Annotated in this window: 24 protein-coding genes and 1 pseudogene; 2 read left to right on the top strand and 23 right to left on the bottom strand. The window is 48.5% G+C overall.

Annotated features, from left to right (window positions below):
* Positions 1–2: 2 nt before the first annotated feature.
* The 6 genes from MHH91_RS02200 to MHH91_RS02175 all read right to left on the bottom strand — a co-directional run bounded on the left by MHH91_RS02200 (position 3) and on the right by MHH91_RS02175 (position 7,807).
* Entirely contained in the window at positions 3–1,265 is a 1,263-nt protein-coding gene (locus MHH91_RS02200) for a glycosyltransferase family 2 protein (protein ID WP_014471445.1), read from the bottom strand.
* Complete coding sequence (locus tag MHH91_RS02195) at positions 1,258–2,982, bottom strand: DUF2334 domain-containing protein (protein ID WP_013351053.1); 1,725 nt, start codon at positions 2,980–2,982, stop codon at positions 1,258–1,260. The genes MHH91_RS02200 and MHH91_RS02195 overlap by 8 nt, the downstream gene beginning before the upstream one ends.
* Entirely contained in the window at positions 2,972–3,820 is an 849-nt protein-coding gene (locus tag MHH91_RS02190; RefSeq protein WP_013351052.1) for a diguanylate cyclase domain-containing protein, read from the bottom strand. Before MHH91_RS02190 ends, MHH91_RS02195 begins: the two co-directional genes overlap by 11 nt.
* Complete coding sequence (locus tag MHH91_RS02185; RefSeq protein WP_013351051.1) at positions 3,801–4,886, bottom strand: hypothetical protein; 1,086 nt, start codon at positions 4,884–4,886, stop codon at positions 3,801–3,803. Before MHH91_RS02185 ends, MHH91_RS02190 begins: the two co-directional genes overlap by 20 nt.
* A gap of 235 nt (positions 4,887–5,121) precedes the next feature.
* Positions 5,122–7,308: a DNA topoisomerase III gene (locus tag MHH91_RS02180; RefSeq protein ID WP_014471442.1), complete on the bottom strand. Its 2,187-nt coding sequence runs from the start codon at positions 7,306–7,308 to the stop codon at positions 5,122–5,124.
* Positions 7,309–7,372: 64 nt separating this feature from the next.
* Positions 7,373–7,807 carry an Lrp/AsnC family transcriptional regulator gene (locus MHH91_RS02175; RefSeq protein WP_003156263.1) on the bottom strand — a complete coding sequence of 145 codons (435 nt, stop codon included), beginning with the start codon at positions 7,805–7,807 and terminating at the stop codon, positions 7,373–7,375.
* A 173-nt stretch (positions 7,808–7,980) separates the two neighbouring features.
* Between MHH91_RS02175 and MHH91_RS02170 the strand changes: the two genes are divergently transcribed.
* Positions 7,981–8,271 carry a DUF3817 domain-containing protein gene (locus MHH91_RS02170; protein WP_014471441.1) on the top strand — a complete coding sequence of 97 codons (291 nt, stop codon included), beginning with the start codon at positions 7,981–7,983 and terminating at the stop codon, positions 8,269–8,271.
* A gap of 40 nt (positions 8,272–8,311) precedes the next feature.
* Here MHH91_RS02170 and MHH91_RS02165 read toward each other — a convergent pair whose 3' ends face one another.
* From MHH91_RS02165 to MHH91_RS02125, 9 genes and pseudogenes are all read right to left on the bottom strand, one after another.
* Positions 8,312–9,121 carry a lipid II flippase Amj family protein gene (locus tag MHH91_RS02165; RefSeq protein WP_013351047.1) on the bottom strand — a complete coding sequence of 270 codons (810 nt, stop codon included), beginning with the start codon at positions 9,119–9,121 and terminating at the stop codon, positions 8,312–8,314.
* Between the two features lie 499 nt (positions 9,122–9,620).
* Positions 9,621–10,043: a pyridoxamine 5'-phosphate oxidase family protein gene (locus tag MHH91_RS02160; protein ID WP_013351046.1), complete on the bottom strand. Its 423-nt coding sequence runs from the start codon at positions 10,041–10,043 to the stop codon at positions 9,621–9,623.
* Between the two features lie 6 nt (positions 10,044–10,049).
* Positions 10,050–10,673 (bottom strand): GNAT family N-acetyltransferase, encoded by a 624-nt coding sequence (locus MHH91_RS02155; RefSeq protein ID WP_013351045.1) that lies wholly within the window; start codon positions 10,671–10,673, stop codon positions 10,050–10,052.
* Between the two features lie 87 nt (positions 10,674–10,760).
* Positions 10,761–11,264, bottom strand: coding sequence for a D-lyxose/D-mannose family sugar isomerase (locus tag MHH91_RS02150; protein ID WP_013351044.1), 504 nt, complete (start codon positions 11,262–11,264; stop codon positions 10,761–10,763).
* Between the two features lie 12 nt (positions 11,265–11,276).
* Positions 11,277–12,139 (bottom strand): annotated as a pseudogene (locus MHH91_RS02145) (SDR family oxidoreductase).
* Between the two features lie 158 nt (positions 12,140–12,297).
* The gene (locus MHH91_RS02140) at positions 12,298–13,812 is read right to left on the bottom strand and encodes a class I adenylate-forming enzyme family protein (RefSeq protein ID WP_013351042.1); all 1,515 of its coding nucleotides are present in this window, start codon (positions 13,810–13,812) and stop codon (positions 12,298–12,300) included.
* Between the two features lie 220 nt (positions 13,813–14,032).
* Positions 14,033–16,117 carry a BglG family transcription antiterminator gene (locus MHH91_RS02135; RefSeq protein ID WP_013351041.1) on the bottom strand — a complete coding sequence of 695 codons (2,085 nt, stop codon included), beginning with the start codon at positions 16,115–16,117 and terminating at the stop codon, positions 14,033–14,035.
* 301 nt (positions 16,118–16,418) lie between these two features.
* A complete protein-coding gene (locus MHH91_RS02130) occupies positions 16,419–17,321 on the bottom strand; it encodes an aldo/keto reductase (RefSeq protein WP_013351040.1) in 903 nt (300 codons plus the stop codon).
* A 114-nt stretch (positions 17,322–17,435) separates the two neighbouring features.
* Positions 17,436–19,439: a penicillin-binding transpeptidase domain-containing protein gene (locus tag MHH91_RS02125; RefSeq protein ID WP_013351039.1), complete on the bottom strand. Its 2,004-nt coding sequence runs from the start codon at positions 19,437–19,439 to the stop codon at positions 17,436–17,438.
* A gap of 155 nt (positions 19,440–19,594) precedes the next feature.
* Between MHH91_RS02125 and MHH91_RS02120 the strand changes: the two genes are divergently transcribed.
* Entirely contained in the window at positions 19,595–19,915 is a 321-nt protein-coding gene (locus MHH91_RS02120; protein WP_013351038.1) for an antibiotic biosynthesis monooxygenase family protein, read from the top strand.
* Here MHH91_RS02120 and MHH91_RS02115 read toward each other — a convergent pair.
* From MHH91_RS02115 to MHH91_RS02080, 8 genes are all read right to left on the bottom strand, one after another.
* A complete protein-coding gene (locus tag MHH91_RS02115; protein ID WP_326373844.1) occupies positions 19,886–20,101 on the bottom strand; it encodes a YczI family protein in 216 nt (71 codons plus the stop codon). The genes MHH91_RS02120 and MHH91_RS02115 overlap by 30 nt on opposite strands.
* Positions 20,102–20,296: 195 nt before the next feature.
* Complete coding sequence (locus MHH91_RS02110; protein WP_013351036.1) at positions 20,297–20,938, bottom strand: GDSL-type esterase/lipase family protein; 642 nt, start codon at positions 20,936–20,938, stop codon at positions 20,297–20,299.
* A gap of 64 nt (positions 20,939–21,002) precedes the next feature.
* Positions 21,003–21,752 carry an IclR family transcriptional regulator gene (locus MHH91_RS02105; protein ID WP_013351035.1) on the bottom strand — a complete coding sequence of 250 codons (750 nt, stop codon included), beginning with the start codon at positions 21,750–21,752 and terminating at the stop codon, positions 21,003–21,005.
* Positions 21,753–21,769: 17 nt separating this feature from the next.
* Positions 21,770–22,777, bottom strand: coding sequence for a 5-oxoprolinase subunit C family protein (locus MHH91_RS02100; RefSeq protein ID WP_088030669.1), 1,008 nt, complete (start codon positions 22,775–22,777; stop codon positions 21,770–21,772).
* Positions 22,778–22,779: 2 nt separating this feature from the next.
* Positions 22,780–23,511 carry a 5-oxoprolinase subunit PxpB gene (pxpB, locus tag MHH91_RS02095; protein ID WP_013351033.1) on the bottom strand — a complete coding sequence of 244 codons (732 nt, stop codon included), beginning with the start codon at positions 23,509–23,511 and terminating at the stop codon, positions 22,780–22,782.
* Between the two features lie 29 nt (positions 23,512–23,540).
* Positions 23,541–24,335 carry a putative hydro-lyase gene (locus MHH91_RS02090; protein ID WP_013351032.1) on the bottom strand — a complete coding sequence of 265 codons (795 nt, stop codon included), beginning with the start codon at positions 24,333–24,335 and terminating at the stop codon, positions 23,541–23,543.
* Between the two features lie 4 nt (positions 24,336–24,339).
* Positions 24,340–25,554 carry an NRAMP family divalent metal transporter gene (locus MHH91_RS02085; protein ID WP_013351031.1) on the bottom strand — a complete coding sequence of 405 codons (1,215 nt, stop codon included), beginning with the start codon at positions 25,552–25,554 and terminating at the stop codon, positions 24,340–24,342.
* A gap of 22 nt (positions 25,555–25,576) precedes the next feature.
* On the bottom strand, positions 25,577–26,341 hold the full coding sequence (locus MHH91_RS02080; RefSeq protein WP_014469757.1) for a 5-oxoprolinase subunit PxpA: 765 nt from the start codon (positions 26,339–26,341) through the stop codon (positions 25,577–25,579).
* Positions 26,342–26,453: the final 112 nt, after the last annotated feature.

The following is a 26,453-nucleotide window of genomic DNA, read 5'->3' as shown; positions in this document are numbered from 1 at the left end:
GGTCACCCGCTTTTATTTTGATTGTATCGCTCCGTCTTGTACCACTTGACTTCCTGCTTGAACAAGCGGTGCTTAATCTCTGTGAATAATGACCAGATGACGAGCACGATCCAAGCCTGGGAGTAGGTAAAGTACATGAGAAAAACGATAAAGAAGTTTTGTTTGTTCATTTCTGTTTTTTCAATGCTAAAGGTAATCATGACCTCGGTCATAAACAGGAAAAAGGCCAGTATCCACAAAATCATCGCCAAAAACCCGACTGCCAGATGCAGGTCGTAAAAAAGATTGATGATAAAAATCGTGTTTGACATGATCACACCGAAGAAAAACAGAAAATACGTAAAAAAGAAGTAAAACAAATCGAAGATAATCCGCTTGCGTTTCAGCTTGAAAAATTGGGATAAAAACTTGAGAACCACGTATTGGTTGCCGCGCGCCCACCTTGTCCGCTGGCGCCACCAGACCTTCCATGTTTCAGGCTCCTGCTCCCATGTCACAGCCGCCGGAAAAAAGCGGATGTGATAGCCGAGATTATACACGCGGATGGTCAGCTCGGTATCCTCCGCCAGCGCCTTATCATCCCAGCCGCCGAGCTTTTCGATAATGCTCCTCCTGATCGCGAAGTTCGTTCCCGGGATGGTGGCGATTTTGAACCATTTCCATCTGCCGCCCTGCGCCATCCACTGAAAGCAGATGGTTTCAATATTGATAAACTTCGTCAGGAGCGTTTTGGCCGCGTTGATGACACGGAATTTCCCGACAACCGCTCCGGCTTTCTCATCATTCATCAGACCGAGAACCAGGTAATACACAGCCATTTTTTCCGGTGTGTTGTCCGCATCATACACGCAGATCACGTCCCCGTTCGATTCGGCGAAACCGGAGTTCAGCGCTGAGGATTTTCTTTTACCGGCGTGCGGGGGCTTTGTAATGACCATTTTAATGAAGTCATACTGACGGGAAAATTCTTCGACGATGTCTCCCGTCCGGTCGGAGGAATTATCATTCACGACGATGACTTCAAGCCTGTCTTTCGGATAATACAGATTCACCATCGCCTTCAGCGTCTGCCTGAGGACGACCTCCTCATTATGCGCGGGAATGAGCACGCTGACCTTCGGGAGCTCCCCCATTTTTGCGCGCCACTTGGGAATGTTCCGTTCGAAGGTCATATAATGCCTGAATCCGCCCTGCATCAGAAACATGTGATAGAGAAGCATCACCCATATTAAACTTAATGAGATAAAAAACAGAATGTTACTCAAGGCTTCTTCTCTCCTTAAAGATTCGTTTTTTTAATGTGGCGCGCAAATAAAGGACATAGCAGACGAACATGATGATAAACAATAGCACCACGCCGGAGAGAATCCAAAGCGCCTTTTCCAGAGGCGTCTGCTGATGGTGATTGAAAAAGGCCGTTATCGGATGAATCTTGTTTTCCACATGAATGGTTCCGTCTCCGTCCGTTTTGATCCTGACGCTCGCCGACGTCACCGTTTGCTTCGTTTTCTTCAGATCGAGCCACTCGCCGCCGGGAATCCGCTTTTGATTGACGAGCTCGGGAAGATATTTCATGCCGAGATACGGATGGTAGAAACCTCCCGCCACACCGCCGCCGAAATCAATCATCCGGGAGATGCGATTCTCCATATCTCCGAGCGGGTTCTCCTTTGAGTTATCGGCAAAGCCGATTGTTTCAGGGTAAAGCGTCATCCCGTCCAGCATAGCCGGCTTTGTGACGAACGGAGGGGCGCCCGAGGTTTTCCACGTCGTGCCGCTGAGCTGGACTTGGCCGAAAATGCTGGAGAAATAAGAAGACGCGATTTTGTAGCCTTCTTCAGACATCGTATAATGCGGCGCTTCGAATGACAGCGGGTAAAGGCCGAGCTCTGTCAGATCGTCAATCGCCTGCTCCAGCTTCGTTCCCGTGTAGATTTTTTCTTTTTCCCGAAAAGGCTTCACATACGCCCGGTACGCTTTTTCATTCGGAAAATCCTGTTCCTTTTCAAGCTTGACCGGGGTATCGTCCGCATTTTCCGACGTAATCGGCTGATCCGCTTTGGCGTCCCAGAATTCAAAGCCTTCTCCCGTTTCACTGTACCGGTATGCATGCGTATAGCCGTGGATAATGATGCTGCCGCCCATTTGCTGAAGTTTTTTCAGGACGCTTACCATTTTCGGCTTGTCCGCCAGATATACTTTTTCTCCGTTTTCCGGGTTGAGATAGACCGGAATCACCGCCAGAATAAACGGAATGTGTCTTTTATGCAGGTAAGCTCCTGCTTGATAAAGCAATGTTTCATCCGACATCGGGCTGATGTCTTCAAGCCGCAAATAAAGGAGGGTGCTTCCCTCTGATTCTCCGAACGCCTTACGCAGTTCTTTCGCCGTCAGAAACGAATCATTTAACAGGCTGGTCACACCGAAATAGCAGTCAGAGCGCGCCGTTTTCCATATAAAAGGACGGGTGCTGCCGTCACCGGATCGGTATGTATAAAGGGGTTCCCCTTTTACTCCTGATACGCCGAGCACGGACATTCCTTTTTCAAGCGGCATGTCTGTTTTTTCTTTCTTGCCGTATATGCGGTAGACCGTTTCTTTTTCTGTCAGGGACAAACCCGTAAATTGGCGGAACTGCCCGGCGTTATAGCCGATGCTGATGAGCTGCTGCGGCATGCTGCTGATCAGAGATACAAAATGATTGCTGAGCTTTTTCTTCGTTACGCCGTAATAGATGACTCGCCGATTTTTTTTAAGGTCAGCGGCTGTGATATCTCCGTCGCTTTTAACGGTGACGGCGGATGAGAAATGGCCCGCGATCAAATCAAGCATTTTGACTTCAGCGGTTTCTTCGCCGTCCGTGCTTGTATAAATAATGAGAATGCCGTCCTTTTTGTCTTTTGCTTCCGCCGTACGGGGAACATAAACCGCCGAAACCATGAAGAGCGCCGCCAATAAGAGACATATCCATTTAGAGTTCATTCATCATCATCTCGTTTTCCAGTTCATTTAAAAATTGATCGGCCGTTTTTAAATCCTTTCGGTACGCCAAATAGCATACACGGAAAGTGATTGAGACGTATTTACCGTTTTGCAGCCTGTACGTATCCAATTCCTTTTTCAGCTTCGCCAGAACGGCCGGCATGTTTTCTTCAGGCGTATGGGTCAGCACGATGCCGAACCGTTCGGCAGACGGCCTGAATTTTTTGTCTGTTTCCCGTACGCTTGAACGGATTTGGCGGCTGATAAATGCCAGCAGGCGGTCGGTCTCTTTTTCTCCGTAGAGAGATTTGAATTCCTTGAAATAATGCATGTGCAGCAGCAAAAAGACGAAGGAATTGCCGTAGCGTTCCGCCCGCTTGATTTCCTCAGAGAGTTCCAGCTTCATCCGGAGATGATTGTCAAAGCCCGTCACCCTGTCGACGGCCACAAAGCTCGTGATCTCTTCCCGCAGCTGCTTAACTGAGCGATCCAGCCCCTTGGCCAAATCGTGTATTCTTCCCGACATGTAGGAAAAGAGCAGCAGCGCGATCCCCCACACGACCAGCATCTGCAGACCTTCGGCACCGGCAGACGCCATAAAACTCCCGGTCTGAAACCACAGGAGCAGGCTGCCGAGAACAAATAAGACGAGTAAAGTGATGACGAGCGCGTAGATCGCCCCAAACCATAAGCCGGCTCCCGCGACAAGCAATGTTATACAGGTCATGAGAAGCCCTGAGGATTGCTGTGACACATAGTAAATAAAAAATGACAGCAGCACTGTCATCACAGCTGTGTAGCTGCATAGTTTTTGTGATTCATTGAATGATATTTTCATTAAACAATTTCCTTTCAGCCAGAAGCGGCAGCAGGTTATCGAAAGAATGTGTATCGCCCCCGCTCATATAGCCGCCGTAATCAGGTTTCAGCGTTTCCAGCGTTTCAAATGAAGTCATTCTTTCATAAAGCGGCTTGATGACAGCCGGATCAGCTTTTTGCTCTGTTAAAAAAAGAACGGCCAGGGCGTAAACGGACGGTGATTCGTATTGAACAGCCGGCTCCTTCGTGTCTGCGCTGTACCGTCCGTACAGCTGTCCGCGCGACTTAAATTCATTTATGATCCATTTTGACAGCGCGGCGGCTTTGTCATCGCCCCGTTTCAGATTCACGGCGGCATATAACTGGTCGATGACATTGACTTCACTGTCATATTTGTATTCCTTTGTTTCGGTATTGAACGATTTCGGCAGAAAGCCATTTTTCAGGGGTGCAAGATTGAGAACATCAAGATTCCGGTTTTCCGTTTTCTCATCGATAATCCCCTGTTCTCTCAGCATCTGTAAGGCGCCGGGGCTGACATAAGACAACGTCACGGTCTTTGATGCAGCATGTGAAGCGGCATCATAATAATCCGTAAAATACCCGTCATTCGTATTGTATTTTTCCAGCGCCTTCCCGATTTGCACCGCTGTTTTCCCGTATTCACTGTTTCCCCACAGAGATGCGGCCTCATTCAGACAACCCATGATTCTGAAATCGTCAATTAAGGCATTGGTGCCGCTTGCTTTATTCCGGTCAATCTTCCACGACACGAGCCCGTTTTTCATAAGAAACGAATCGGTGAGCAGCTGATACTGGGCTTGAAACTGCCGTTCATCTTTCCTGCTCAGCAAAAATTCCATCCATAGTCCGAGAGACTCAGATAAATATTCCGGTTCACCGGATATGTTCGTCTTGATCATTCCGCGTCCGTTCATCAGTTTATGATAAATAAAATGCTCTGCGGGCTGAAGGGGTTCGGACGGTTCAACGGCCGTCTGTTTTTCAATGCCGGCCTCCGTGCATCCTGCCGTCAGCACGATCGAAATCAAAAGGATCATCAAACTAAAACCGAAACGCTTCACAGTCTATCCTCCTAGTTCACAAATCCTTTTTTATACCTATATCTTATTTTTCCACAAAGTATTTTTACTATATAAGAAACGATCAAAGAATACTAGCATTTTTTCACATTGGTAAATTTTAAAAATAGGAGCGCCGCCTGCTCCCCTTTTCCCTCTTTGTATGGATTGTATTCCCAATACAGTAAAAAACACGACAAAAGGCAGCATTTCTTTACAAATGCTGCCTTTCTCTCATTTATTTATCCAGGCCGAGTTTTTTCAGCTGTTCTGCCAGCGCGTTGTTCATCGGCTCATCATTGTTTTGTTTTTTCATATAAGAGTTGATGTCCCGCTTGGATGCGCGTCCGGATTTATCTTTCGCTTTGCGCTTTTCAAAGACGGATAATTTCTCCCGGTGGCCGCACACACATGCGAAGGTTTGGCCTTCACCCTGGCCGCGAAGCTCCATTTTCTTATGGCAGTTCGGACAGCGGGCGTTTGTTTTTCTCGCCACCGTTTTCCGGCTGCCGCACTCCCGATCCTGACACACGAGCATCGTGCCGCGTTTGCCGTTGACTTTAAGCATCATTTTGCCGCAATCAGGGCAGGCGGTGCCTGAAATGTTATCATGTCTGAAGGTTTGGCTGCTGTTTTTGATTTCCTTCACCGTTTTGCCCGCATATGATTTCATGTCTTTAATAAACACGGCGGATTTCAGTTTCCCAGCGGCGATGGAGGAGAGCTTTTGCTCCCACTCGGCGGTTAACGCCGGTGATTTCAAATCTTCCGGGACGAGCTGTAAGAGCTGCTTCCCTTTTGACGTGATGAAAATGTCTTTTTCCTTTTTCTCGATCAAAAAGCTGTTGAACAGTTTTTCAATGATATCAGCGCGGGTGGCGACCGTTCCGAGTCCCCCGGTTTCGCCAAGCGTTTTCACAAGGTTCTTCTCTTCTCCCTGCATAAAGGCGCTTGGGTTCTCCATCACGGATAACAGCGTGCCTTCATTAAAGCGCGCCGGCGGTTTCGTCTGTCCGCTCGTTTCTTTCAATGATGAGACAGAGAGGCGCTGACCCTGCTGAAGAGCCGGCAGCGTCTGGTCTTTGTCTTCCTCATGATCGTCGTCATCCTCGTACATATCATACACGGCTTTCCAGCCCGGCGATTGAACGGTTTTCCCTTTTGCGGTAAATGTTTCGCCGCCGATATCGGCTGTGACCTTTGTTTCTTCGTATTCGAACGCCGGCATTAACACGGCGAGAAAACGTTTGGCGATCAGATCATACAGCTTGCGTTCTTTGTCGCTGAGGCTTGAAAGAATCAGCGGCTCCTCTGTCGGAATGATGGCATGGTGATCAGATACCTTGGCATCATTGACGAATCCTTTATGCGCTTTGACGCCGCGCTTCAGTATTTGATTGACGTATTGTGCGTACGGCTTGACTTCCATGCCGTTTAATCGGTCTTTTAAGGTCGGCACGATGTCTGCGGAAAGGAATCTGGAATCCGTCCGCGGGTACGTGACAAGCTTATGCTGTTCATACAGCTTTTGAAGCACCGACAGCGTCTCTTTTGCGGAAAAACCGAAGCGCTTATGAGCGTCCCGCTGCAATTCCGTCAAGTCGTAAAGACCGGGGGCGAAGCTTTTCTTCGCTGTTTTTTTCAATTCTGAAATGACTGCCGGCTTTCCTTGCAGGTCTTTTGCCAAACGGCCGGTCACCGTCTGGTCGAACGTTCTTGTCTGCTTTGTTTTTTTATCCTGCCATGTCAGCGTCATCTGATCAGCCGCCGCGCGGAGACCGTAATAAGGAACCGGTGTGAACGCCTGAATATCCGCTTCGCGCTTGGCGATCATCGCCAATGTCGGAGTCTGGACGCGTCCGCATGACAGCTGCGCGTTAAATTTTGTCGTCAGCGCGCGGGTCGCGTTGATGCCGACGATCCAATCCGCTTCCGCTCTGGCGACGGCGGAATGATACAGGTTTTCGTATTCTTTGCCGCTGCGGAGCTTTTGGAATCCTTCTTTAATCGCTTTATCTGTCACAGAGGAAATCCACAGCCGTTTAATCGGTTTGCGGACGTTTGCCTTCTCGATAATCCAGCGGGCCACAAGCTCCCCTTCCCGTCCTGCGTCTGTAGCGATTACGATCTCGCTGACGTCTTTTCGGATAAGCTGGGCTTTGACCGCATTGAACTGTTTTCCTGTTTTTTTAATGACGACGAGCTTCAAAGGTTCCGGAATAATCGGCAGGTCCTCAAGCCGCCATGATTGATACTCTTTGCCGTATCCTTCAGGATCAGCGAGCGTTACCAGATGTCCGAGCGCCCACGTGACGATGTAGCGGTCGCCTTCAAGGTATCCGTTTCCTTTTTTATGACACTTCAGAACGCGGGCCAAGTCCCGGCCGACTGAAGGTTTTTCAGCTAATACAACTGTTTTTGACATGCTTTTTCACTTCTCTTTCTTTCACACTCATCCTGTTATTATAACAGACTTCCTCACGCTCTCTCTAATCGAGGACGTTTTTTGTGTCAATTTCTGAGAAAATGACGTGGGTCACGGTTTGGGCATACGGAGAGGTGCGGTTAATGAAGTGTTCGATCGTTTCCAGGCTGTCCGCGTTAATCTTCAGCATATAACACGCCGCGCCGGCGACCCGAAAACAAAATTCAATGTTGGGAATGGATTGAATGTAGGTTTTGAATTGATCGTATTTTCCGTTTTTCACCGTCGCTTCAACAATGCAGGAAACGGGAAGCCCGATCTTTTTTTGATCAATGTCCAATGTATAGCGCTTAATGACGCCGAAGGATTCAAGCTGCCTGACACGCTCTGTGACGGACGGGGCTGACAATTTGATTTTTCTTCCAAGCTCCCGCATGGACAGGCGGCTGTCCCGCTGCAGCTCTTTAATGATGCTCAGATCAACATTATCTAGTTTCATGACTGTAGTCCTTCCTTACCCTTTTGGCTATATTATCAAGAGAAATCCGTAAAATGACAAGAACAACAGGCTGAAATCATGAAGGTTTTTCAGAAACAGTCGCGAAATGGTCATATTAGGACTGCCCATTGCTTATAGTATAGAAAATCAGATGTCCGACAGGAGGGAGTTGTATGTTACACACGCCGATCGGCAGGCTTCGCACGATGGGGTTTATTGAAGGGATGTCGCTTTTGGTGCTGCTGTTTATCGCGATGCCGCTGAATTATTGGGCACATCATCCGCTCGCCGTCACCATTGCCGGATCCATTCACGGCGGGTTGTTTATTATTTATTTGGCAGTGCTGGCGTATGCGGCGTTCACTGTCAAATGGCATGTGAAATGGTCAGCCGCCGGTTTTATCGCGGCTTTTATCCCGTTCGGCAATTTTATTTATGACCGCGGCCTGAGAAATTATAAATAAAAAAAGCTCCTCTTTTATAGAGGAGCTTTTTTTGCATGACCTACAGCCAGTTCGTCACCCAGGCGATATAATACGCGCCGGGAATGAAAACGAGCTGGGCGAGAAGCGTGCCAGCGACCCTTGACGTCACCATCGTCAATGATGTCCATTTTAAGGAAACATAGCTTCGCTTGCCCTTCGCGACATCATCTGCCAGTACGGATACTTTCGGGTCAACAAACACAGCCAGAAGCATGGTCGCAACCCCGTTGATTAATCCTGATGCCATCACGGCCGTCGTGCTGTGCTCAGGCGCCAGAAGGCCGGCGTACAGAGCGGACAGTACGCCGATCGTGTAAATAGACGTAATAACCATATTAATGACAAACAAGCGCTTCGGGATCATTCGGAATTGAAGCCCTTTTAAATAGGAAACTGACGGCAATCTGATATAAGAACGCGCCTGCTTCAGCCCGTTCAGTGAAAATCCTTTTTTAAATACCTGCATGACGGAGCCGCCTCCGTCCGCCAAATGTATAATCGCCCGGGTAAATAACGCAACAAATGTCGGCAGGAGGCAGATGCCGAGCATCGTTCCGACCGTGGAGCCGAATATTAAAAAGCGAAACTGGGCGCTCACAACAGACAGGGCATTTGATCCGGCGGCGTCAATCAGATGTCCGGTAAACGGCTGCTGGACCATGTTTGACATGCGGGACACAATGACCATGACATTAAATAATGACAGCGCGGACGCGATAAATCCGACTCTCGCGCCGGAAAGCCGTGTCGCATATGCAAGTGTTTCAATCGAATGTATCAACAGCAGAAAACAGAAGATAAACAGTACTTGTGAAGTAATAACGTGCAATGTATGATTCCTCCAAATCTTTTCATACTGATTAGACTCTGCAGACTGCGGCGAGGTTTCGGCCGGCCAAATAAAAAAACCGCCCGGATGTCCGGTGCGGTTTTGTCTTATTCTTTTCTTACGCAAATAAATAATATATGGTTTCCCGCCTTAGCCCGCGGGTGATTCGTACATTACAGTTCCGACAGAATCATTCTTCGAAAGTAAACACCATGGAAGTTCTTGAACACAAGACAACGAAAGCCCTACCTCTCAATCGTCACTGCGGCTCCGAAGCCGCGCCGGTGTGAATTGTAAAACAAAAAGTCTTTTTTCCATCTCTTCGTTAGGGGCGAATTTCAGAAGGAAAAGAATAAGCTCAGCTTTTTTTCAAGCTGTCCGTTGAAGCCTGAAGCTTCTTTATCAAAACAGAAAAAAGAAGTTTACTTTCTTTTTTATTTGCATGTTGTCACTTAGCAGTTAAGTATAACAGATTGCCCCTGAATGATCAAATGATTTATTAAAGTTCCAGCTCGGCCGGCGTTTTTTCGCCCGCGTTCATGAGCTTGATCTGCTTCGGTTCAATTTCAAGAATCACCAGATTCGGATCGTCTTTACCGTCGAACCAGCGTTCCAGTTTCGGATCCCACAGCTTTTCTTTTAAATCGGCTGAGTTGTTGACCTTTGCGGTTCCGGCTACTTCCACATAAGCGTCACCGAATCCTTCACAGTCATACCCCAACAAAATATGAACATTCGGATTGTTTTCAATTTCTTCCGCTTTATGAGTGTCTTTGCTTGTCGGCGTGTAAATCGTTAAGCCGTCATGGAAAAATGTCATATAGCGGGAATGCGGATTGCCTTGCTCTACAGTCGCAAGCGAACCGACTTTATGATGATCCAGCACTTCGAGCACTTTTTGTTTGATTTCATTCTGATTCATGAAGAATCACTCCTTTTTAACGTCTCCGCTGTTACTTTTCCACATCGGGGAGACATTTAAACCAAGAAATGTGCTCTTCTGCCGATCTTCGCTCCATTCACGCTTCAGCATGCTGTAGTTCACCGCGTCATGATAGGCGCCCTGTACGAAAATGCCTTCTCTCGTCAGTCCTTCTTTTTGAAATCCGAGCCGTTCCGCCACCGCCCTGCTTTTCGTGTTTTTTTCAGCGGCGCTGATCATGATTCGGTTCAGCCCGAGATCCTGAAATGCATGGGAAATGACTGCCCGGCAGCTCGCGGTGATGATGCCGAACCCTTCATGCTCTTGATCCAGCCAGTAGCCGATGTCCGCTTTTTGATTGGCTGCATCGACATTATGGATACTGATCATGCCGCAAAACCGGCCCTTCACAAAAATGCCGGCGTCGAAACCATTCTCTTCGGCGTATTTATAACGCCATTCCGGAATGATCACATCGCGGTACGTATCGATATCAGCCAGTTCTTCCGCCCAGCTGAGCCATTCGCTGAGATGGTTTTGATTTCGTTTTATAACAGAATACAATTCGTCCGTATCTTCTTTGGCAAGCAATCTGATCGTCAGATGTTCCCGGATTTGACAGGAAAACACGATCACACCTCCTTTCCTTTATTAGCCATTATACAGGTAAATTCATTTTTTTCCATACAAAAAAAGATGAGGCGCGCAGCCTCATCCTTAAATGCGCGGGTCGGTGAAAATGTCGTGATCATCCGTACTGGTCGATGACATTTCCGTAATGACCGCCCCTTCTTCTCCCGCTTGAAACCAATGTTTCGTATCCGGGGGAATGGTGTATTGTCCGCCCGGTTCAAGCACAATCTCATGCCAGACAGTGTAGTATTCCTTATCTTCTTCCGGCGGGAGGACGCTTGGGTGTTCTGTCTTTTCGCCTTCCACGTAGAGATACACCTTCCCCCAGCGGCAGCGGAATGTCTCTTGTTTTCCCTTTTCGCCGCTGACCGGCGGATGGCGGTGTTCGGGACACGTCTGGCGCGGAAAGAGCACCAATTCTTTCGAACAGTAACGGTCTGTATTCACGTAAATAAACAGCTGAAGCCCTGTTTCCTGAAGCTTGCCTAAGCCATAATCCATGATTTGAATGTCTTCGACTTCATCATCGGTCAGAACGATTCCCGCTTTTTGATAGTATGCATTCACATCATGCTTCGATATCGTCATGCTTCAGCCCCCTTATGTGGTCACAAATCCGCCGCCGTTGACATGCAGCGTCTGGCCGGTCATATAGGATGATTCATCTGAAGCCAAGAGCACATAACAGCCGACATGCTCAACAGGCTGGCCGGCCCGTCCCATCGGCGTATCCTGGCCGAAGGAAGCGACTGTTTCTCCTGAGAATGTCGCCGGAATCAGCGGTGTCCAGATCGGCCCCGGCGCTACGGCGTTGACGCGGATACCGTCTTTGACGAGCGCTTGCGCCATTGATCTCGTAAAACCGTTAATCGCGCCTTTCGTTGCCGTATAGTCGATCAGCTGCGGATTTCCTCTGTACGGATTAATGGATGTCGTATTGATGATTGCGCTGCCCAGCTTCATGTAATCAATCGCTTTTTTAGTCAAATAAAATTGTGAGTAAAAGTTGGTTTTAAAGGTTCTGTGAAACTGCTCGCTTGTTATGTCTTTAATGCTTTCTTTAGGATGCTGTTCCGCGGCGTTATTCACGAGAATATCGAGACGACCGAATTCTTCAACCGTTTTTTCAACCGCTTCGTTACAAAAGTCTTCCTCACCGACATCGCCGGAGATTAACAGGCATTTTACGCCTTCTTCCTCCACACGTTTTTTTGTATCTTCCGCATCTCCGTGTTCATCAAAATAGACGATTGCGACATTTGCGCCTTCCTTTGCGTAAGCAACCGCTACGGCGCGGCCGATACCGCTGTCACCGCCTGTGATAAGCGCGGTTTTCCCTTTTAATTTATCAGCGCCTTTATATTCTTTGTATTCGTAAACAGGCGCCGGCTTCATTTCGCTCTCAATGCCGGCTGGCGGTTTTGTGATTCCGCCGGGAATTCCTTCGGATAGTTGTTTTCCATGTCAAGTTCCTCCTTCTTGTTCGATGTCTTACTTCATGTCTACCTCGGCTGTCTGCCGGATAAACATAATTGAAACAGTTCAAAACGTTTTCGGAGAAAAATGTTTCACATGGAACGCACGAAAAAAACCCGGCGGGCAGCCGGGTTTTTGTTTTCAATTATGAACGGACCGCTTGTTTGCGGAGCACGTCTTTTTTCACTTTTCCAAGGTTGTTTTTCGGAAGTTCGCTGACGAACTCAATTTCCGGAATTTTAAAGGCAGCAAGACGTTCTTGAAGGAATCGTGTCACTTCTTCTTCTGTCAGGCCTTCTCTGCCGTTTGTCACGATAAACGCTTTCGGTTTTTCACCGTAAAGCGGATCAGGGATACCGACAACAGCCGTTTCGAGAATTCCCGGCACTTGCTGAATGACCTCTTCAATCTGGTCAGGATAAATATTATCGCCGCCGTAGATGATGACATCTTTATAACGTCCGGTGATAAAGATAAATCCGTCTTCATCAACATATCCGGAATCACCGGTATGGAACCAGCCGTCTTTCAGCACTTTTCGTGTCGCTTCTTCGTTACCTTCATAGCCTTTGAATAAAAACGGACTTGTCACAACGACTTCTCCGATTGAGCCTTGCGGAAGGACTTCTCCTGTTTCCGGATCTACAACGCGGACGTCCACTTCTTCCATCGGTTTACCCGCAGAAGCGGCTTTATCCATTCCCATTTGCGGATTCCAAGAGCTGATGCCCCATGCTTCAGTGCTTCCGTATCCGTGCATGAGCGGAATGCCGATGTCCTGATACTGCTGGATCAGGCTGCTTGGCACCTTTGTGCCTCCCGTCATCATATAAACGATAGAAGATATGTCAGTCTGATGCGTTTCCCATGCTTTCAGCAGGTATGTGTAATAAACAGGCAGCGCCATCACGGTTTGAATTTTCTCTTTTTCGATGAGCTTCAAGTTTTCAAGAGGGTCCTGATTGTCTGTCATAACGAATGTCGTTCCGCTCATCGTGCCGACCATCTGGCAAATAATCGCGCTCGTATGGTAATTCGGGTGGCATGCTAAGAAACGGACATGCTGCATTCTCCCCGTGTATGCCAATGTCGCATTTACGTAGTTGTATATGCCGCCGTGAGTGACCATGCAGCGTTTCGGATTGCCGGTCGTACCCGAGGTAAACATCAGCAATGCCGTATCGTTTTCAGACACTGTTTCGACGTCCGGTGTATCGCCGGAGCCTGTCAATAAAGCATCAAACTCAGGTGTTGTCTCTACAGCAGTTCCTGTCACGACCTTCAGTTTAAGGGAAGATTCAAGCGCAGGAAGCACCTCTTCCATAATCTCTTTAAATTCAGTGCCGTAAAAAACAGCTTTCGGCTCACAGGCTGCCAAAATGCCTTTCATTTCATACGGTGTTAATTGCCAGCTGACCGGCACAACCACCGCGCCGATTTCAAGTGCAGCAAACATAACGATGGATGAAGCGTGGCCGTTTTTGCAAAGCATCGCCACTCTGTCGCCTTTTTTTATTCCTTTATCAAGAAGCGCTTGTGCAAGCTGATTGATTCGTTTTCGATATTCCGCGTAGGTCAGGGTGTGCGCACCGCTTTTTACAGCTTCGATCTCTTCGCTATTTGAAATGTCATGCAGAATCAGATGCTGTAATGTCTTCATATTTTCATCTCCCATAATGATAAATCAAAAAAACTCTGTCAGATTTTCTTCCTCACGCAACCCATTTTAAACCAAAAAATATAACTTGTAAAACTATTTTGTTTTAGAACTATTCCATCGGTGAATGATACAATAGTCCCGTGTTTTTAGTTTCCTCCCTTCACTTTACCCTCATACATACGGAAAAAAACACACGCCTTATGAGGCGTGCGCTTCCTGTTCAGCGCTGTCCTTTCTCCTGAATGAAATGATAAAACAGCCTGTTTAAACGTTTGTATAAATCGGCTTCATCCTCTGTCTGAAAGGCTTTTATACTGGCTTCGGATTCAATAATGGCCGAACTGACCGCACTTAATATTTCCGAGCCTTCAGCGGGCATATCAGCCGGCGCCATCATCACCAAAGCGCGGTCGACGGTCAGGGAATTTCCGTCCATGCCTTTGACACTGCATGGAGCTGTCAAATCATAAATTTTGAAAAAAGGCGTGACAATTTCTTCATTTTTGAGATGGTAAAGCGCCATCGCCGTTCCCGGAATCCCGAGCCCTCCCTGTTCTTCACGTTCTGTGAGGAGCTGTGCGGTTTTTTTTGCATGACGGACAAATCCTTCTTGCTCAAGCACGCCAAAGAGATGGTTCAAAAACAACTCATACGCCATGTGTGAATCAATGGATTTGATCGAAAAGTTCCGCAGCACGCTTTGGATAACCGCCGCGTAATGCGCCATACGTCCGGCTGCTTCCAGCATATCAGGCGTCTCAGGCTGCTTCTCTTCTCTTTTGCTGTTTCTTTTTTTGTCAAGAATCAGCGGAATCTTTCTTTTGATGTACTGCTTGACCTGATCGGCGTCTTCTTCATTTAAAAGCGGACTGACCATGACGTAATCAATGTTTTCATACGGGATCGGCACGGTGGATACGATCATATCGTACGCCGAGGTGTCACGGTTCTTCAGTTCGATGAGGGAAGACATATCAAAGGAACGGATTTCCGGGAGCTCTTTTTTCAGTCTGGACGCGAGCATTTTGGACGACCCGATGCCGCTTGAACAGACGATCAGCGCTTTGATCTTCGCCTCTTCCCGTTTGATTTCCAGAGCGGAGCCGAAGTGAAGAACGATGAAAGCGATCTCATCATCAGGAAAACGAAGCCCCGGAAAGAATTTTTCCATTCCTTCTTCTACGGCCATATACAGCAGGAAGTAGTCGCGTTTAATTTGCTCAGTCATCGGGTTGTACATGTCGATACTTTCTTTCACCCGATTGATCGCAGGCTCCAGATGGGCGATTAAACCGTCATATAAAGAGCCGTTTTCCGTCAGATCAATTTTTATTTTTTCAGAAATGAAGCCGATCAGCTGCTTCGTTTGCAAGGCCGTTTCAACTTCAATGTTTTCCGGTTTGAATTCGGTTTTGTATTTGCGGTTGGCGCTCCGCAAATGAATGGTGATATAGCCGATCTCCGCCTCAGGAATCGAAACACCGAACGCTTTTTCAAGCTCTTTTGCCATTTCGAGCGCGGAGCCGTATTCCTTCGTCTGCTGCAGCGCTTTTAGTTCCGAAGCTTCCATCGTGATGGTTTCTCCGAGTCTGATCCGGTCCATCGCAAAGGTTAAATGAACCGCCAGCGCCATGTAAGAGCTGTCAGATAAAGCGATCGCGATTTTTTCCTTGAGCTGAATCAAGAGCCGGTCCATTTTCAAAAGTTCCGCTTTATTTACAACGCCGAACATCTTTTCAGCAGCGTCGGGTTTCCCTTTAATATTGAATTCAACCGCTTCCAAAAAGGTTTGAATATCAAGGCGGTTGACCATGAGATTGCCGACGATTTTCCGTTTCGCATTTTCCGGTCCCGTCAGCTGAATGCCGAAGCCCCTTTTTCGGATCAGCGTCAAGCCGAAGGGAGCAATCCAAGTCTCCAGCTCATCGAGATCATAACTGATCGTCGCGTTTGTCACTTGGAGCTCGTTCGCCAGACTGTAGAGCTTGATCGGCTCTTGGGACTCTAATAGCGAACATAGGATTAAAAGTTTCCGCTCCTCCGCGCTGTATTCCTGCTGTTCATAGGACAGCTCTGACAGGAGCTTCTGTTTATCTTCCGGTTTTCCCACCGCTTTCAGTCCTTTGCCGGGCTGTTTATCAAGTGCCAAGCCGAATGATTTCATCATCGGTTTGATTGTTTTTAACTCGCGGTGAACGGTTCTTGTGCTGACTTGTAAAGCTTCTGCCAGTTCATGCACTGTCTCGTATCGGTTCTGCAGTAAAAGATGTTTCATTAATTTTTGTTCTCTCGCTGTCATATACATGAAACGCGCCTCCAGATTTTCTAGTTGTGAGAGGTATGGCACATGGGGGGTGCTGCCGGGGAAAGTAGTGTAACTTCTAATATAAAACGCTTTCAAAGAATATACAACCATTTTCAAATGGCAATTTGGCACTGGTCCGTGTGACAGTATTGAATAAGAAAAATGTGTCAGATAATATGCCGTGACGTTTGTTTCTCTTGATCCGCACGGCTATACTTCAAAGTGACCTTACTTGTTTTTTGACATTGCACACCACATAAACAAACGCCCGGGAAGATAGCCTTCCGGGCGTTTGTTTTGGTTATGGAATATCATAACCTTGGACAGCTGTATAGATCCGAAACCACTGATCATGGCTGAGCTTGTACGCTGAAGCACGCACCGCCGCGGAAATGCGGTTCTGTTTTCCGCTGCCGACAATCGGCATGATGTCTGCCGGGTGGGTGAACAGCCATGCGTACATGACTTCATCAATGGAGGCGGCGCCGATTTCTTCCTGCACCGAAATAAGCGCGGTACGGATTCGGACGTCCTTATCCGATTGTCCGGTAAAGACGCTCCCGCCCGCAAGCGGTGACCACGCCATCGGCGGAATGCGTTTTTCCTGACAGAAATCCAGCGTGCCGTCATGAAAATGTTCCAGCTCATAAGCCGAGATTTCAATTTGGTTCGTGATGAGCGGTTCATCCAAATAGGATTCGAGCATTCTGTACTGATGCGCTTTAAAGTTCGATACCCCGAAGTATCTGACCTTGCCTGAGCTTTTCAGCGCATGAAACGCTTCAGCTACAGCCTCCGGGTCCATAAGCGGGTCCTGCCTGTGAATGAGCAGCACATCCAGATAATCCGTATTCAGATTCAAGAGCGACTGCTCCGCCGACGCTAAGATATGAGACTTCGACGTATTATAATGATGCGACTTGTTTCCGGGCCGTTCCGGCGACTCAATGACAATCCCGCATTTTGTGACGATTTCGATTCGCTCCCTTATTGAGGGCGAAAGGGATAAAGCGCCGCCGAACAGCTTTTCACACGTATAACTGCCGTATATATCGGCATGGTCGAAGGTGGTGATGCCTTGGCTGATACACCATTCAATCAGATTCAGCAGCTCCCCGTCCGAATAATTCCATTCGTTCAGACGCCAAAGCCCGTGTATCACTCTTGAAAATTCCAGATCTTCAGCCAATTGAATACGCTGCATGTGAAATCCCCCTTTTTCTTAGTGAGCCTCTTGTATCTCTGTTTCAGGAATTGCCCATGCTGTTTCATTCTGCTTCGGCGGCCGATTTTCCTTTCAGCCCGGAAAAATCGTCATTTACCGGTTCTGAAACTGCTGTTTCGCTTTTTCAACGACGTAATGGCTTCCGCCGCGTTTTTTGACGTCTTGAATCATCATGGCGATCAAGAGGTCTTTCTTTTTATAGTCGTAGCCGACAAACCAGCCGTTTTCTTTGCCGTCTTTATCTTCTTTAGACGTTTTCAGCTCGGCTGTACCGGTTTTTCCGGCTACGTTAATGCCGCTTACGACCGGCTGATATGCAGAGCCGCGCGGATCTTCAACGACGCCTCTCAGCCCTTTTGTGATTTCTTCGGCATTGGCTTTGGATACCACTTGCTTATGCCAGATTTGCGGTGTTTTTTCTCCGTCTTTGATTAATGTCGGTTTGACGAGATTTCCGTCTGTTACAAATGCGGTATAGTCAGCCGCTAAATGCAGCGGAGACATCAGCATCTGCCCCTGGCCGTAGCCCGTATCTCCGAGAAGAATCTCGGAATCAAGCTTGCCGTTAGCGATTGACGATTTTTCAATCGGAAATTGGTATGGAATGTCTTCATCAAAACCAAATGATTTTAATCCTTTTGTAAACGCGTCAGCTCCGGCATCTATGGCATTTTGCGCAAAGTAGATGTTGTCCGAGGTAATCAGCGCGTTTTCGAGATCCACTTCATTCAGACGCTCTGATACGCGTGTGACATGGTAGCCGCCCCAGCTTGAATCTTTCTGCCACTCTTTTCCGGTGATTTTTTTCTTTTCTGATGCTTTCAACGTTCCGTTTGTCAGGCCGACTGCCGCGGCAATCGGTTTAATCGTTGATCCCGGCGCATAGAGTTTGTTGAATTTCGCTGAAAACGGATTGTTTTTATCTTCATTCAGCTTTTTCCATTCTTTGCTGTTCCAGCCGAAGATAAAGCCGTTCGGGTCATAAGACGGAGCGCTGACAAGCGCGAGGGTCTCTCCCGTTTGCGGTTCGAGGGCGACTGCCGCTCCGCTGTCATCTTTCATGGAATCATACAGCTTCGTCTGCGTTTTCATGTCAATCGTTACATGAATATCCTGCCCGTTTTTGGCTTTCTTTTCAGCGATGACCTCACCCGTTTGCGGAACGTAAATTTTCCAGCCGGTCGTGCCGCGCAGCTTGTCTTCATATACATTCTCAAGGCCGGCGATGCCGATTTTGGAGGTGTCGCTGTATTGGCCGTCTTTTGCTTTTTTCAGATCCTCCGCTGTGATCGTTTTAATATACCCGGTCAGGTGGGCCGCTTTTTCGCCGTACGGATAGTAGCGGGAGCTGACTGTCGTTTTCGTCACGCCGTCTAATGAAAGCAGGCTCTTGACCTTGCTTTCGTCATCCGGTCTGATTTTTTGAACCGGGACATAGGAGTCGTCTTTTACCCAGCCCTGATTCAGCTTGCTTTTTATATCGTCTTCAGAAAGGTCCAGTTTTTCAGACAGTTTTTTGATTACGCTGTCTTTATCCTTGCCGAGTTTTCCCGGAATAATGCCGATTTCCGGCACCTCCGTATTCACAGCGAGGCCTTTGCCGTCTTTGTCGTAGATTTGCCCGCGCTTCGGTTCTTCATTTGCGATCTGCACGGTTTTGTCGTCGGAAAGCTGTTTGAAAATAAAAGAAGGATTCCAGTCGATGTTCCATGCTTCTCCATCGTCTGTTTTTTCTTTTTTCAGGACGGCCGTGTTTTCAAAGGCGACCTTCCCTGCTTTTGTATCCATGCTGACTTTATAATCGATGTGCTGAAGGTCATCTTTTTTCTTATCGTCTTCGTCCTGTTTTTCGGCAGTGACTTTCAGATTTTTGACCCCTGCTTGTTCATAGATGGTTTCATATCGTTTTACAAAATCCTTTTTGGACAATTTTTTCTTTTCATCCTGTGTGAGGCTTTGGTACATCTTATCGTAATGACCGCCGTTCCAGTCTTTCACGAAATCTTTCATTCTGTCTTCGGCCGACTCCGTTTTCGAACAGCCGATCAAACCTAGGATTCCTGCGAGTAAAAGTAATAGGTATAATCCTTTTTTCACTGTTAATTCCCCTGCCTTCCAATTGTTATTTTCTCCTAAATCAAATCAGGCTGGCAAGGATTTTTTTCTTATAGCGTTTAAAATTTTTTTGTTTTTCCAGCCATCACGGTCCATATACTTATACAATGTATCTATTAAAAAAGGGGGAATTTCAGATGATCAGAGAAGCAGCCATGCTGCATGTAAAAGAAGGCTTTGAAGGGGAATTCGAAGAGGCATTCCGCCGGGCGGAGCCGATTATATCGGGCATGAAAGGTTATCTGTCCCATTCCTTGTCCAAATGTATGGAAAAGACGCATAAATATTTGCTGCTTGTGGAATGGGAGACATTGGAGGATCATACAAAAGGCTTTCGCGGATCACCGGAATATCAGGAATGGAAAGCCTTACTTCACCGTTTTTATTCACCATTTCCCGTTGTGGAACATTTTGAGGATCTATCAAACTCAGATCGCGTGAAGCGTAAAACCGATTAAGGAGATCGACCATACAAAAACAGCGGTATAGATATTGAATCTCCCCGAACCGTCGTTTTCCTTCCGCTTTTCTTCCAGTCCCTGAATGAACATGACCGCACCGAGAAACACGAGCATAACCGGCTGTATGACAGAGGTATGTTCCGCATACGTAAATGCGGCGGCCGCAAGTATAATAATCAGCATCGCAAGTGACAGTTTTAAGGCGCGCAGCAAAGCAATCCATCCTTTCTGTTATCATTTTTTGAACACAATTCTATTTCTGTCTTTATCCCCCATTATTCTAGCGTACTTTTTGCACGGATAGAACGAAAGTCGGACAATTTTAAGTTTGTTTTAAGGAGAACGAAAAGCGCGCTCCCGATGAAAAGGAGCGCGCGGTTATGAGCGGGCGAGGCTTCCGTATCCGAGCCCCCGCAGGACGCATGCCATGACTTCATATCCTCTGCTGTTGGGATGTACGCGGTCATGAGAGAGATATTCGTTCAGCTTTCCTTTGAAAGCGCTGTGGACATCGGCAATTTTGACGTGCGGCGCTGATGCGAGTGTGCTGAGGTGCGCATTATAAGAAGATATCCATTTTTCCGCAATGGAGATGCCCGGAAAAGGATTGTATAAATTGAAAACGCGGATCTCATAAGGAGAGGGGTGCGTTTCTTTTAAGGCAGCGATCTTGGCAATCATCTTTTCAAAGTTCTCATGGCAGTGACGGGACACGCCGGCGAACACCGAAGCGTCTTTCGTTTGCTGATACGCCCGAACCGAATCGATCAAATCGTTGCCGCAGCCCGTAATCGTAATCATATCAGCAGCCTGAATCCGCCTCTGAATGTACGGCAAGGACATAAGCCCGAGAATTTCTCCCGTCTCAAGGCCTGACTTGGCAAAGATGGATACCTCGGTCCTTGTCTGTAAATCTTCTGCCATCATACACCCGAACCGCTGAACAAAGCCGGGGGAAAACGGCCCGGATCCCCTTCCCGTCGTCAAAGAATCCCCTAGCGCCGTATAAACAAGTCCCATTTACTTTCCTCCACTCATTACTGTCGATATTGTAATGTACGCGAGCGAAGGAAAATTGGCTCGGTCAATACCCCAATTTCTCAGAAATATGCTGTGCCGCGGCTTTGACCTTTTCCGTTAAATACGGCAGCCGATCCTCTGAAAACCTGGCTTCAAAGCCGGCGATGCTGATTCCCGCCGCCACCTTTCCTTCGTGGTTGAAAATAGGCGCCCCAATCGCCGCCGTGTAATCCTCTAATTCCGAATAGCTGATCGTATACCCTGATTGTAATGACGTTTCAATAGATTGAAGCAGTTCAGCCGGATTCGTCATCGTGCCTGAGGCAATTGCGGCAAACTCTGTCTTCTGAAGGTATGTGTCAATCTCCTCTCTCGGCAGAAACGATAAAATGCTTCTGGCGCACGCCCCCGCGTACAGCGGCGAGCGGCGGCCGATTGCGGTAAACAGCCGGACGGTTTGGGTGCCTTCAATTTTTTCAACGTAAATGGCTTCATCGCCGTCCCTCATAATCAGCTGAACGGCTTCATCCACTTCACCGCACAGCTCTTCCATTATCGGCTTGGCTATTTTCCTGATGTCCAGACGCTCAGAGACAAGCTGGCCGAATTGCAAAAAGATCAGACCCAGCTGATAACGGCCGTCCGCTGCCCGGGTGAGAAATCCCATTTCCTCCAGTGAACTTGCCATCCGGTGAACCGAGGTCTTCGGCATCTCCGATCGAGAAACAAGCTCATTTAGGCTCAGGCTTGGTTCAGTCAGAAACAAATGAAGCAGCTCCATTGATTTGATGACGGTTTTGTTTTTGTTTTCCATGGTCTTTAGCCCCTTTGTCAGATCAGCCATTCCATTTTGAGCCTGGCTTTCAGCTCCTTTATCTGCTGTTCCCTCTCCAAAAGCAGCATTTCCGCTTCCTCCAGCGAAACGGCCGAGAACGTGATATGTTCGCCCGGCATCGTTTGGGCGGCAAGAGGAAGATCGGCGGATATAATATGCGCCATTCGCGGGTAGCCTCCCGTCGTCTGCCTGTCAGCCAGCAGAATAATCGGATTGCCGTCCGGCGGCACCTGCACCGTCCCGAATGTCACGGCCTCAGATACCATTTCAAGCGGCTCCTGTAATTCAAGCGGAGCGCCCTTCAGCCGGTAGCCCATTCGGTCGGACTGCGGCGTGACCGTAAACGGCTCTTTGTAAAAACGTGATTTTGCTTCTTCTGTAAAAGCATGAAATTGCGCCCCTTCAAGCATACGAATGACCGGATTTTTTTTCAGCGGCAGAAAACCTCTGCTGCTGACAGACCAATCAGGCGCTGAGAAACCATGCTGCCCGAGAGAATCGCTCAAACGGTGCGCGATGATTTCCGAGCACTGCGTCATACTGCCGAGCGGAAGTTCATCATCCTTTTGCAGGGCTCTTCCGTAAAAGCCGCCGATCCCCGCTCTGACATACGTGCTTTTGCTTTCCATGACGGCGGGCACGTCAAATCCCCCCGCGACGGCGAGATAAGCGCGGCTCCCCATCTTGCACGGTCCAAATGAAACAACGCTGTTTTCCTTTACAAGAACCGGTTTCCACAGAGGGGCCGGTTCTCCATTAATATGAAAGGCGAAATCAGCCCCCGTGACGGCAATGACTGCCGGTTCTGAAAGCTCAAAGGAAGGACCGGGCCCCATTAGCGTAATTTCCAGTCCTGCTTCTGTTTCTTTATTTCCGGCAAGAAGATTGGCAATGCGCAGAGAGATCGTATCCATTGCGCCGCTTCCCAGTACACCGTATTTCTGGTACCCCGTTCGCCCCGTATCCTGAATCGTCGTCAGAAGACCGGGCTTCACCACTTTCATGCTCATTCGGCTCCCTCCTTGATGCGGCTGTATTCTTCTGCTGTGATTCGGACGAATTTCACCGTATCGCCCGCTCTCAACAGGCTTGGCGGATGTTCTTCCGGCCTGAAAAGCCGAAGCGGGGTGCTACCGATCAGCTGCCAGCCGCCGGGAGTGGATATCGGATACACACCGGTCTGCATTCCGGCGATTCCTACTGAACCGGCCGGGATTGACGGCCTTGGCGACGACTTTCTCGGCGCTCTGATCCGCTCAGACATTCCTCCTAAAAACGGAAATCCCGGCGCGAATCCGAGCATATAGACGAGATATTCGCCTTCGGTATGAATGCGGATGACGTCTTCCGGCGTCAGATCGTTCATCTTAGCGACCTCTTCTAAATCAGGACCGAAATCACCGCCGTAGCAAACGGGGATTTCCATTACCCGGCGCTCTTTTTGCCTGTCGGTCTTTAAATGGCTGAGGCGTTCTATCACTTCTTTCTTGGCCAATGCAAAAGGAGAGACGCCTTTTTTTATATTTGAGACGGCATACACATCATAAAAGATCGTTAAGCTCGTAAATGCCGGGATACATTCAACGAAGCCCGGAAACGGCCGTTCTTCAATACAGGCCGCCGCCGCATGAACCCGGCTGTTAACCTCTTCGCTGATTTGCCCGCCAAAGCGGATGATAACGGCGGAATCACCGTGCGGCTGTATATCAAGCGCTGTATTGCCGCTATACTGCATCATTGTCATCACCTCGTTGTTTTCTTTCTCACTTACAGAACAGCAAGCGATTCATTCCGGATATCGGTGATCAGCATGTGCCCCGGTGAATGCGTCATCACGATCTCAGGCTTTGCTTCCATGATCACCGCCTGCGGTGTAACGCCGCACGCCCAGAATACGGGAACTTCGCCTTCCCGCACCGTCACGGCATCGCCGAAGTCCGGCTGATTCAAATCGCTGATGCCGATGCTTTTCGGATTTCCGATGCTGACGGGGGCGCCGTGTACGGCGGGAAAACGTGACGTGACCTGCGCCGCGCGGACTGCAAGCCTTTCCGGAATCGGCCTCATGCTGACGACCATCTTTCCTGAAAACCGCCCGGCCGGAACACAGTCAATGTTTGTTATATACATGGGAACATTCACTCCCTCATCGATGTGCCTGATGGGAATTTGCTGATTGATAAGGGCTTGCTCGAATGAAAAGCTGCAGCCGATCAAAAACCCGACAAAATCATCCTTCCAATACCGGGTGATATCCGTTACCTCTTCAGTAAGCACGCCATGCCGATAAATCCTGTACTTCGGAAAGTCCGTCCGGATATCAGCTCCCGGCGCCGCAACAGCCGGTACGGGTGAGCCCGTATCCGTCACGTCAAGCACCGGACACGGCTTTTGATTGCGCTGGCAGAATAAGAGAAAATCAAAGGCAAGATCCTTTTGCAAAACGACGAGATTGGCTTGTGCATAAGAAGCGGCCCATCCTGCCGTCGGCCCGGTCATCTGCCCCTTCCTGATAAGCTGTCTGACTTCTTCGGGAGTCATGTCACTCATATGTTTTTTCATGTCATCAGCTCCATAGCTGCGGCAATTGCGAGAATAATGTATAGATGCCCATAATCGCCATGACAACGACGACTGTCGCCCCCGCAATAGTGAGCCAGACTGGATGCTTGTAATCGCCGACGATTTTTTTCTTATAAGCGCCCAACAGAATCATCGCTAACGCAAGCGGCAGAATTAAACCGTTAAGCGAACCGACCGCGACCAGAATTTTGGCAGGCTGGCCGATCGTGACAAAAATGAGCGTGGATACGATGATAAAACCGATAATGACGCCGTGTGAATGCTTTTCGATTTTTGCCGAGAACGATTTGAAGAATGACACCGATGTATATGCCGCGCCGATGACGGACGTAATAGCGGCAGACCACATGATGACGCCGAAAATTTTATAGCCGACATTTCCCGCTGCAAGCCGGAATACAGAAGCCGCGGGATTATCGGGATCAATACGCAGGCCCTTTGAGACGACGCCGAGCACGGCGAGAAACAGGGCAATCCGCATAATAGATGTAATTAAGACACCTGTGATGGAGCTTTTCGTGACCTGAGGAATGACTTCCTTCCCTTGGATGCCTGAATCAAGTAAACGGTGGCCGCCGGCAAATGTAATGTATCCGCCGACCGTGCCGCCGACAAGGGTCACGATCGCCAGCACACTGATATGATCAGGCATAAAGGTTTTCGCAACGGCGTGTCCGACCGGCGGGGCCGTCGTTACGGCAACATACACCGTTAATATGATCATGACGATTCCGGCGATTTGCATAAAACGGTCCATGACTTTTCCGGCTTCCTTTATGACGAAAATCAGAACCGCGACCGCAGCGCTGATTAAAGCGCCGATTTCCGGTTTGATCCCGAATAATACTTGAAGGCCGAGACCCGCGCCGCCAATGTTTCCGATATTAAACGCAAGTCCGCCGAGCACGACCAGAAAAGCAATGGCATAACCGGCGCCCGGGAGCACCATATTTGCAATCTCTTGGCCGCGCTTTCCGGAAACTGCGATAATCCGCCACACATTGGTCTGTGCGAAAATGTCCAAAATAATGGAGATTAAAATGATAAAGCCGAAGCTTGCCGCCAATGTATTGGTGAACGTGGCCGTTTGCGTCAGAAAGCCGGGCCCGATTGAAGATGTCGCCATCAGAAATGTCGCGCCTAAAAGCAGCGACCATCTGCCGGGAGCCTTTCCGGCTGTTTTTTTCTTTTGTTCCATGCTGTCTTCCTCCCTCTGCTGCTCAGTCTTTTGCAAGCGCGCTGATTTGAATGTCAGCCGCTTTTAGTTCTTTTCTGATCGTTTTTGCGAATGTGAGCGCATGGGCGCCGTCTCCGTGAATACAGACGGTGTCCGCTTTCAGGTTTACAGCTTGTCCCTCCGCAGATGTCACCGTATTGTCTTTCACCATTCGGATCACTTGCCCGACCGCTTTTTTGTCATCCTGAATCAGCGCATCCGGCTGTGAACGCGGCGTCAGCGTGCCGTCTTTCTGATAGGTGCGGTCCGCAAACACTTCACTTGCCGTCTGCAGTCCGATTCGGTCCCCCGCTTTAATCAGCTCGCTTCCGGAAAGTCCGAATAAAATAAGTCCGGGATCAAAATGAAAAACCGCTTGAGCGATCGCATCTGACAGACCGCGGTTGACGGCGGCCATATTATATAAAGCGCCGTGCGGCTTCACATGCTGCATCGCGACACCTTCTGCTTTTAAAAATCCTGACAGCGCGCCGATTTGGTACAGTGTCAGATCATACGCTTCCTCGGGCGTAATCGCGATCTGCCTCCGCCCGAATCCCTGAAGATCGAACAGCCCGGGATGAGCGCCGATTTTCACGCCTTTCTCCGCCGCAAGCGCAACTGTTTTGCGCATCACGGTGGGATCACCCGCATGAAAGCCGCAGGCGATGTTTGCAGATGTCACATAATCCAAAATCTCTTCATCAAGCCCGATCTTATAAGCACCGAAACTTTCTCCTAAATCACAATTGATGTCAATCTGAAACATAAGATCCCTCCTGTATTGTAAACGTTTTATTTTATTATCATTCCGCTATTCGGAACGACTATTCCGAATTATTGGACTTTTTTCATTATATCAATTCTGACAGATTTGAACA

Origin of the sequence: Bacillus sp. FSL K6-2819 (genome assembly GCF_038008305.1) — a bacterium.
In the GTDB taxonomy this organism is placed as follows: Bacteria; Bacillota; Bacilli; order Bacillales; family Bacillaceae; genus Bacillus; species Bacillus amyloliquefaciens.
This window is presented reverse-complemented; position numbering and strand designations above follow the sequence as displayed.

What these genes read in the sequence shown, in the direction of transcription:
- MHH91_RS02115 (WP_326373844.1), bottom strand. Translation starts at nt 20,101, where the DNA reads ATGCTGATTATTATACTTGCGGCCGCCGCATTTACGTATGCGGAACAT.
- MHH91_RS02195 (WP_013351053.1), bottom strand. Translation starts at nt 2,982, where the DNA reads ATGAACTCTAAATGGATATGTCTCTTATTGGCGGCGCTCTTCATGGTT.
- MHH91_RS02120 (WP_013351038.1), top strand. Translation starts at nt 19,595, where the DNA reads ATGATCAGAGAAGCAGCCATGCTGCATGTAAAAGAAGGCTTTGAAGGG.
- MHH91_RS02100 (WP_088030669.1), bottom strand. Translation starts at nt 22,777, where the DNA reads ATGAAAGTGGTGAAGCCCGGTCTTCTGACGACGATTCAGGATACGGGG.
- MHH91_RS02135 (WP_013351041.1), bottom strand. Translation starts at nt 16,117, where the DNA reads ATGTATATGACAGCGAGAGAACAAAAATTAATGAAACATCTTTTACTG.
- MHH91_RS02175 (WP_003156263.1), bottom strand. Translation starts at nt 7,807, where the DNA reads ATGAAACTAGATAATGTTGATCTGAGCATCATTAAAGAGCTGCAGCGG.
- MHH91_RS02080 (WP_014469757.1), bottom strand. Translation starts at nt 26,341, where the DNA reads ATGTTTCAGATTGACATCAATTGTGATTTAGGAGAAAGTTTCGGTGCT.
- MHH91_RS02150 (WP_013351044.1), bottom strand. Translation starts at nt 11,264, where the DNA reads ATGACGATATCGAAGCATGATGTGAATGCATACTATCAAAAAGCGGGA.
- MHH91_RS02160 (WP_013351046.1), bottom strand. Translation starts at nt 10,043, where the DNA reads ATGAATCAGAATGAAATCAAACAAAAAGTGCTCGAAGTGCTGGATCAT.
- MHH91_RS02085 (WP_013351031.1), bottom strand. Translation starts at nt 25,554, where the DNA reads ATGGAACAAAAGAAAAAAACAGCCGGAAAGGCTCCCGGCAGATGGTCG.
- MHH91_RS02130 (WP_013351040.1), bottom strand. Translation starts at nt 17,321, where the DNA reads ATGCAGCGTATTCAATTGGCTGAAGATCTGGAATTTTCAAGAGTGATA.
- MHH91_RS02140 (WP_013351042.1), bottom strand. Translation starts at nt 13,812, where the DNA reads ATGAAGACATTACAGCATCTGATTCTGCATGACATTTCAAATAGCGAA.
- MHH91_RS02090 (WP_013351032.1), bottom strand. Translation starts at nt 24,335, where the DNA reads ATGAAAAAACATATGAGTGACATGACTCCCGAAGAAGTCAGACAGCTT.
- MHH91_RS02180 (WP_014471442.1), bottom strand. Translation starts at nt 7,308, where the DNA reads ATGTCAAAAACAGTTGTATTAGCTGAAAAACCTTCAGTCGGCCGGGAC.
- MHH91_RS02190 (WP_013351052.1), bottom strand. Translation starts at nt 3,820, where the DNA reads ATGAAAATATCATTCAATGAATCACAAAAACTATGCAGCTACACAGCT.
- MHH91_RS02110 (WP_013351036.1), bottom strand. Translation starts at nt 20,938, where the DNA reads ATGGGACTTGTTTATACGGCGCTAGGGGATTCTTTGACGACGGGAAGG.
- pxpB (WP_013351033.1), bottom strand. Translation starts at nt 23,511, where the DNA reads ATGATGCAGTATAGCGGCAATACAGCGCTTGATATACAGCCGCACGGT.
- MHH91_RS02170 (WP_014471441.1), top strand. Translation starts at nt 7,981, where the DNA reads ATGTTACACACGCCGATCGGCAGGCTTCGCACGATGGGGTTTATTGAA.
- MHH91_RS02105 (WP_013351035.1), bottom strand. Translation starts at nt 21,752, where the DNA reads ATGGAAAACAAAAACAAAACCGTCATCAAATCAATGGAGCTGCTTCAT.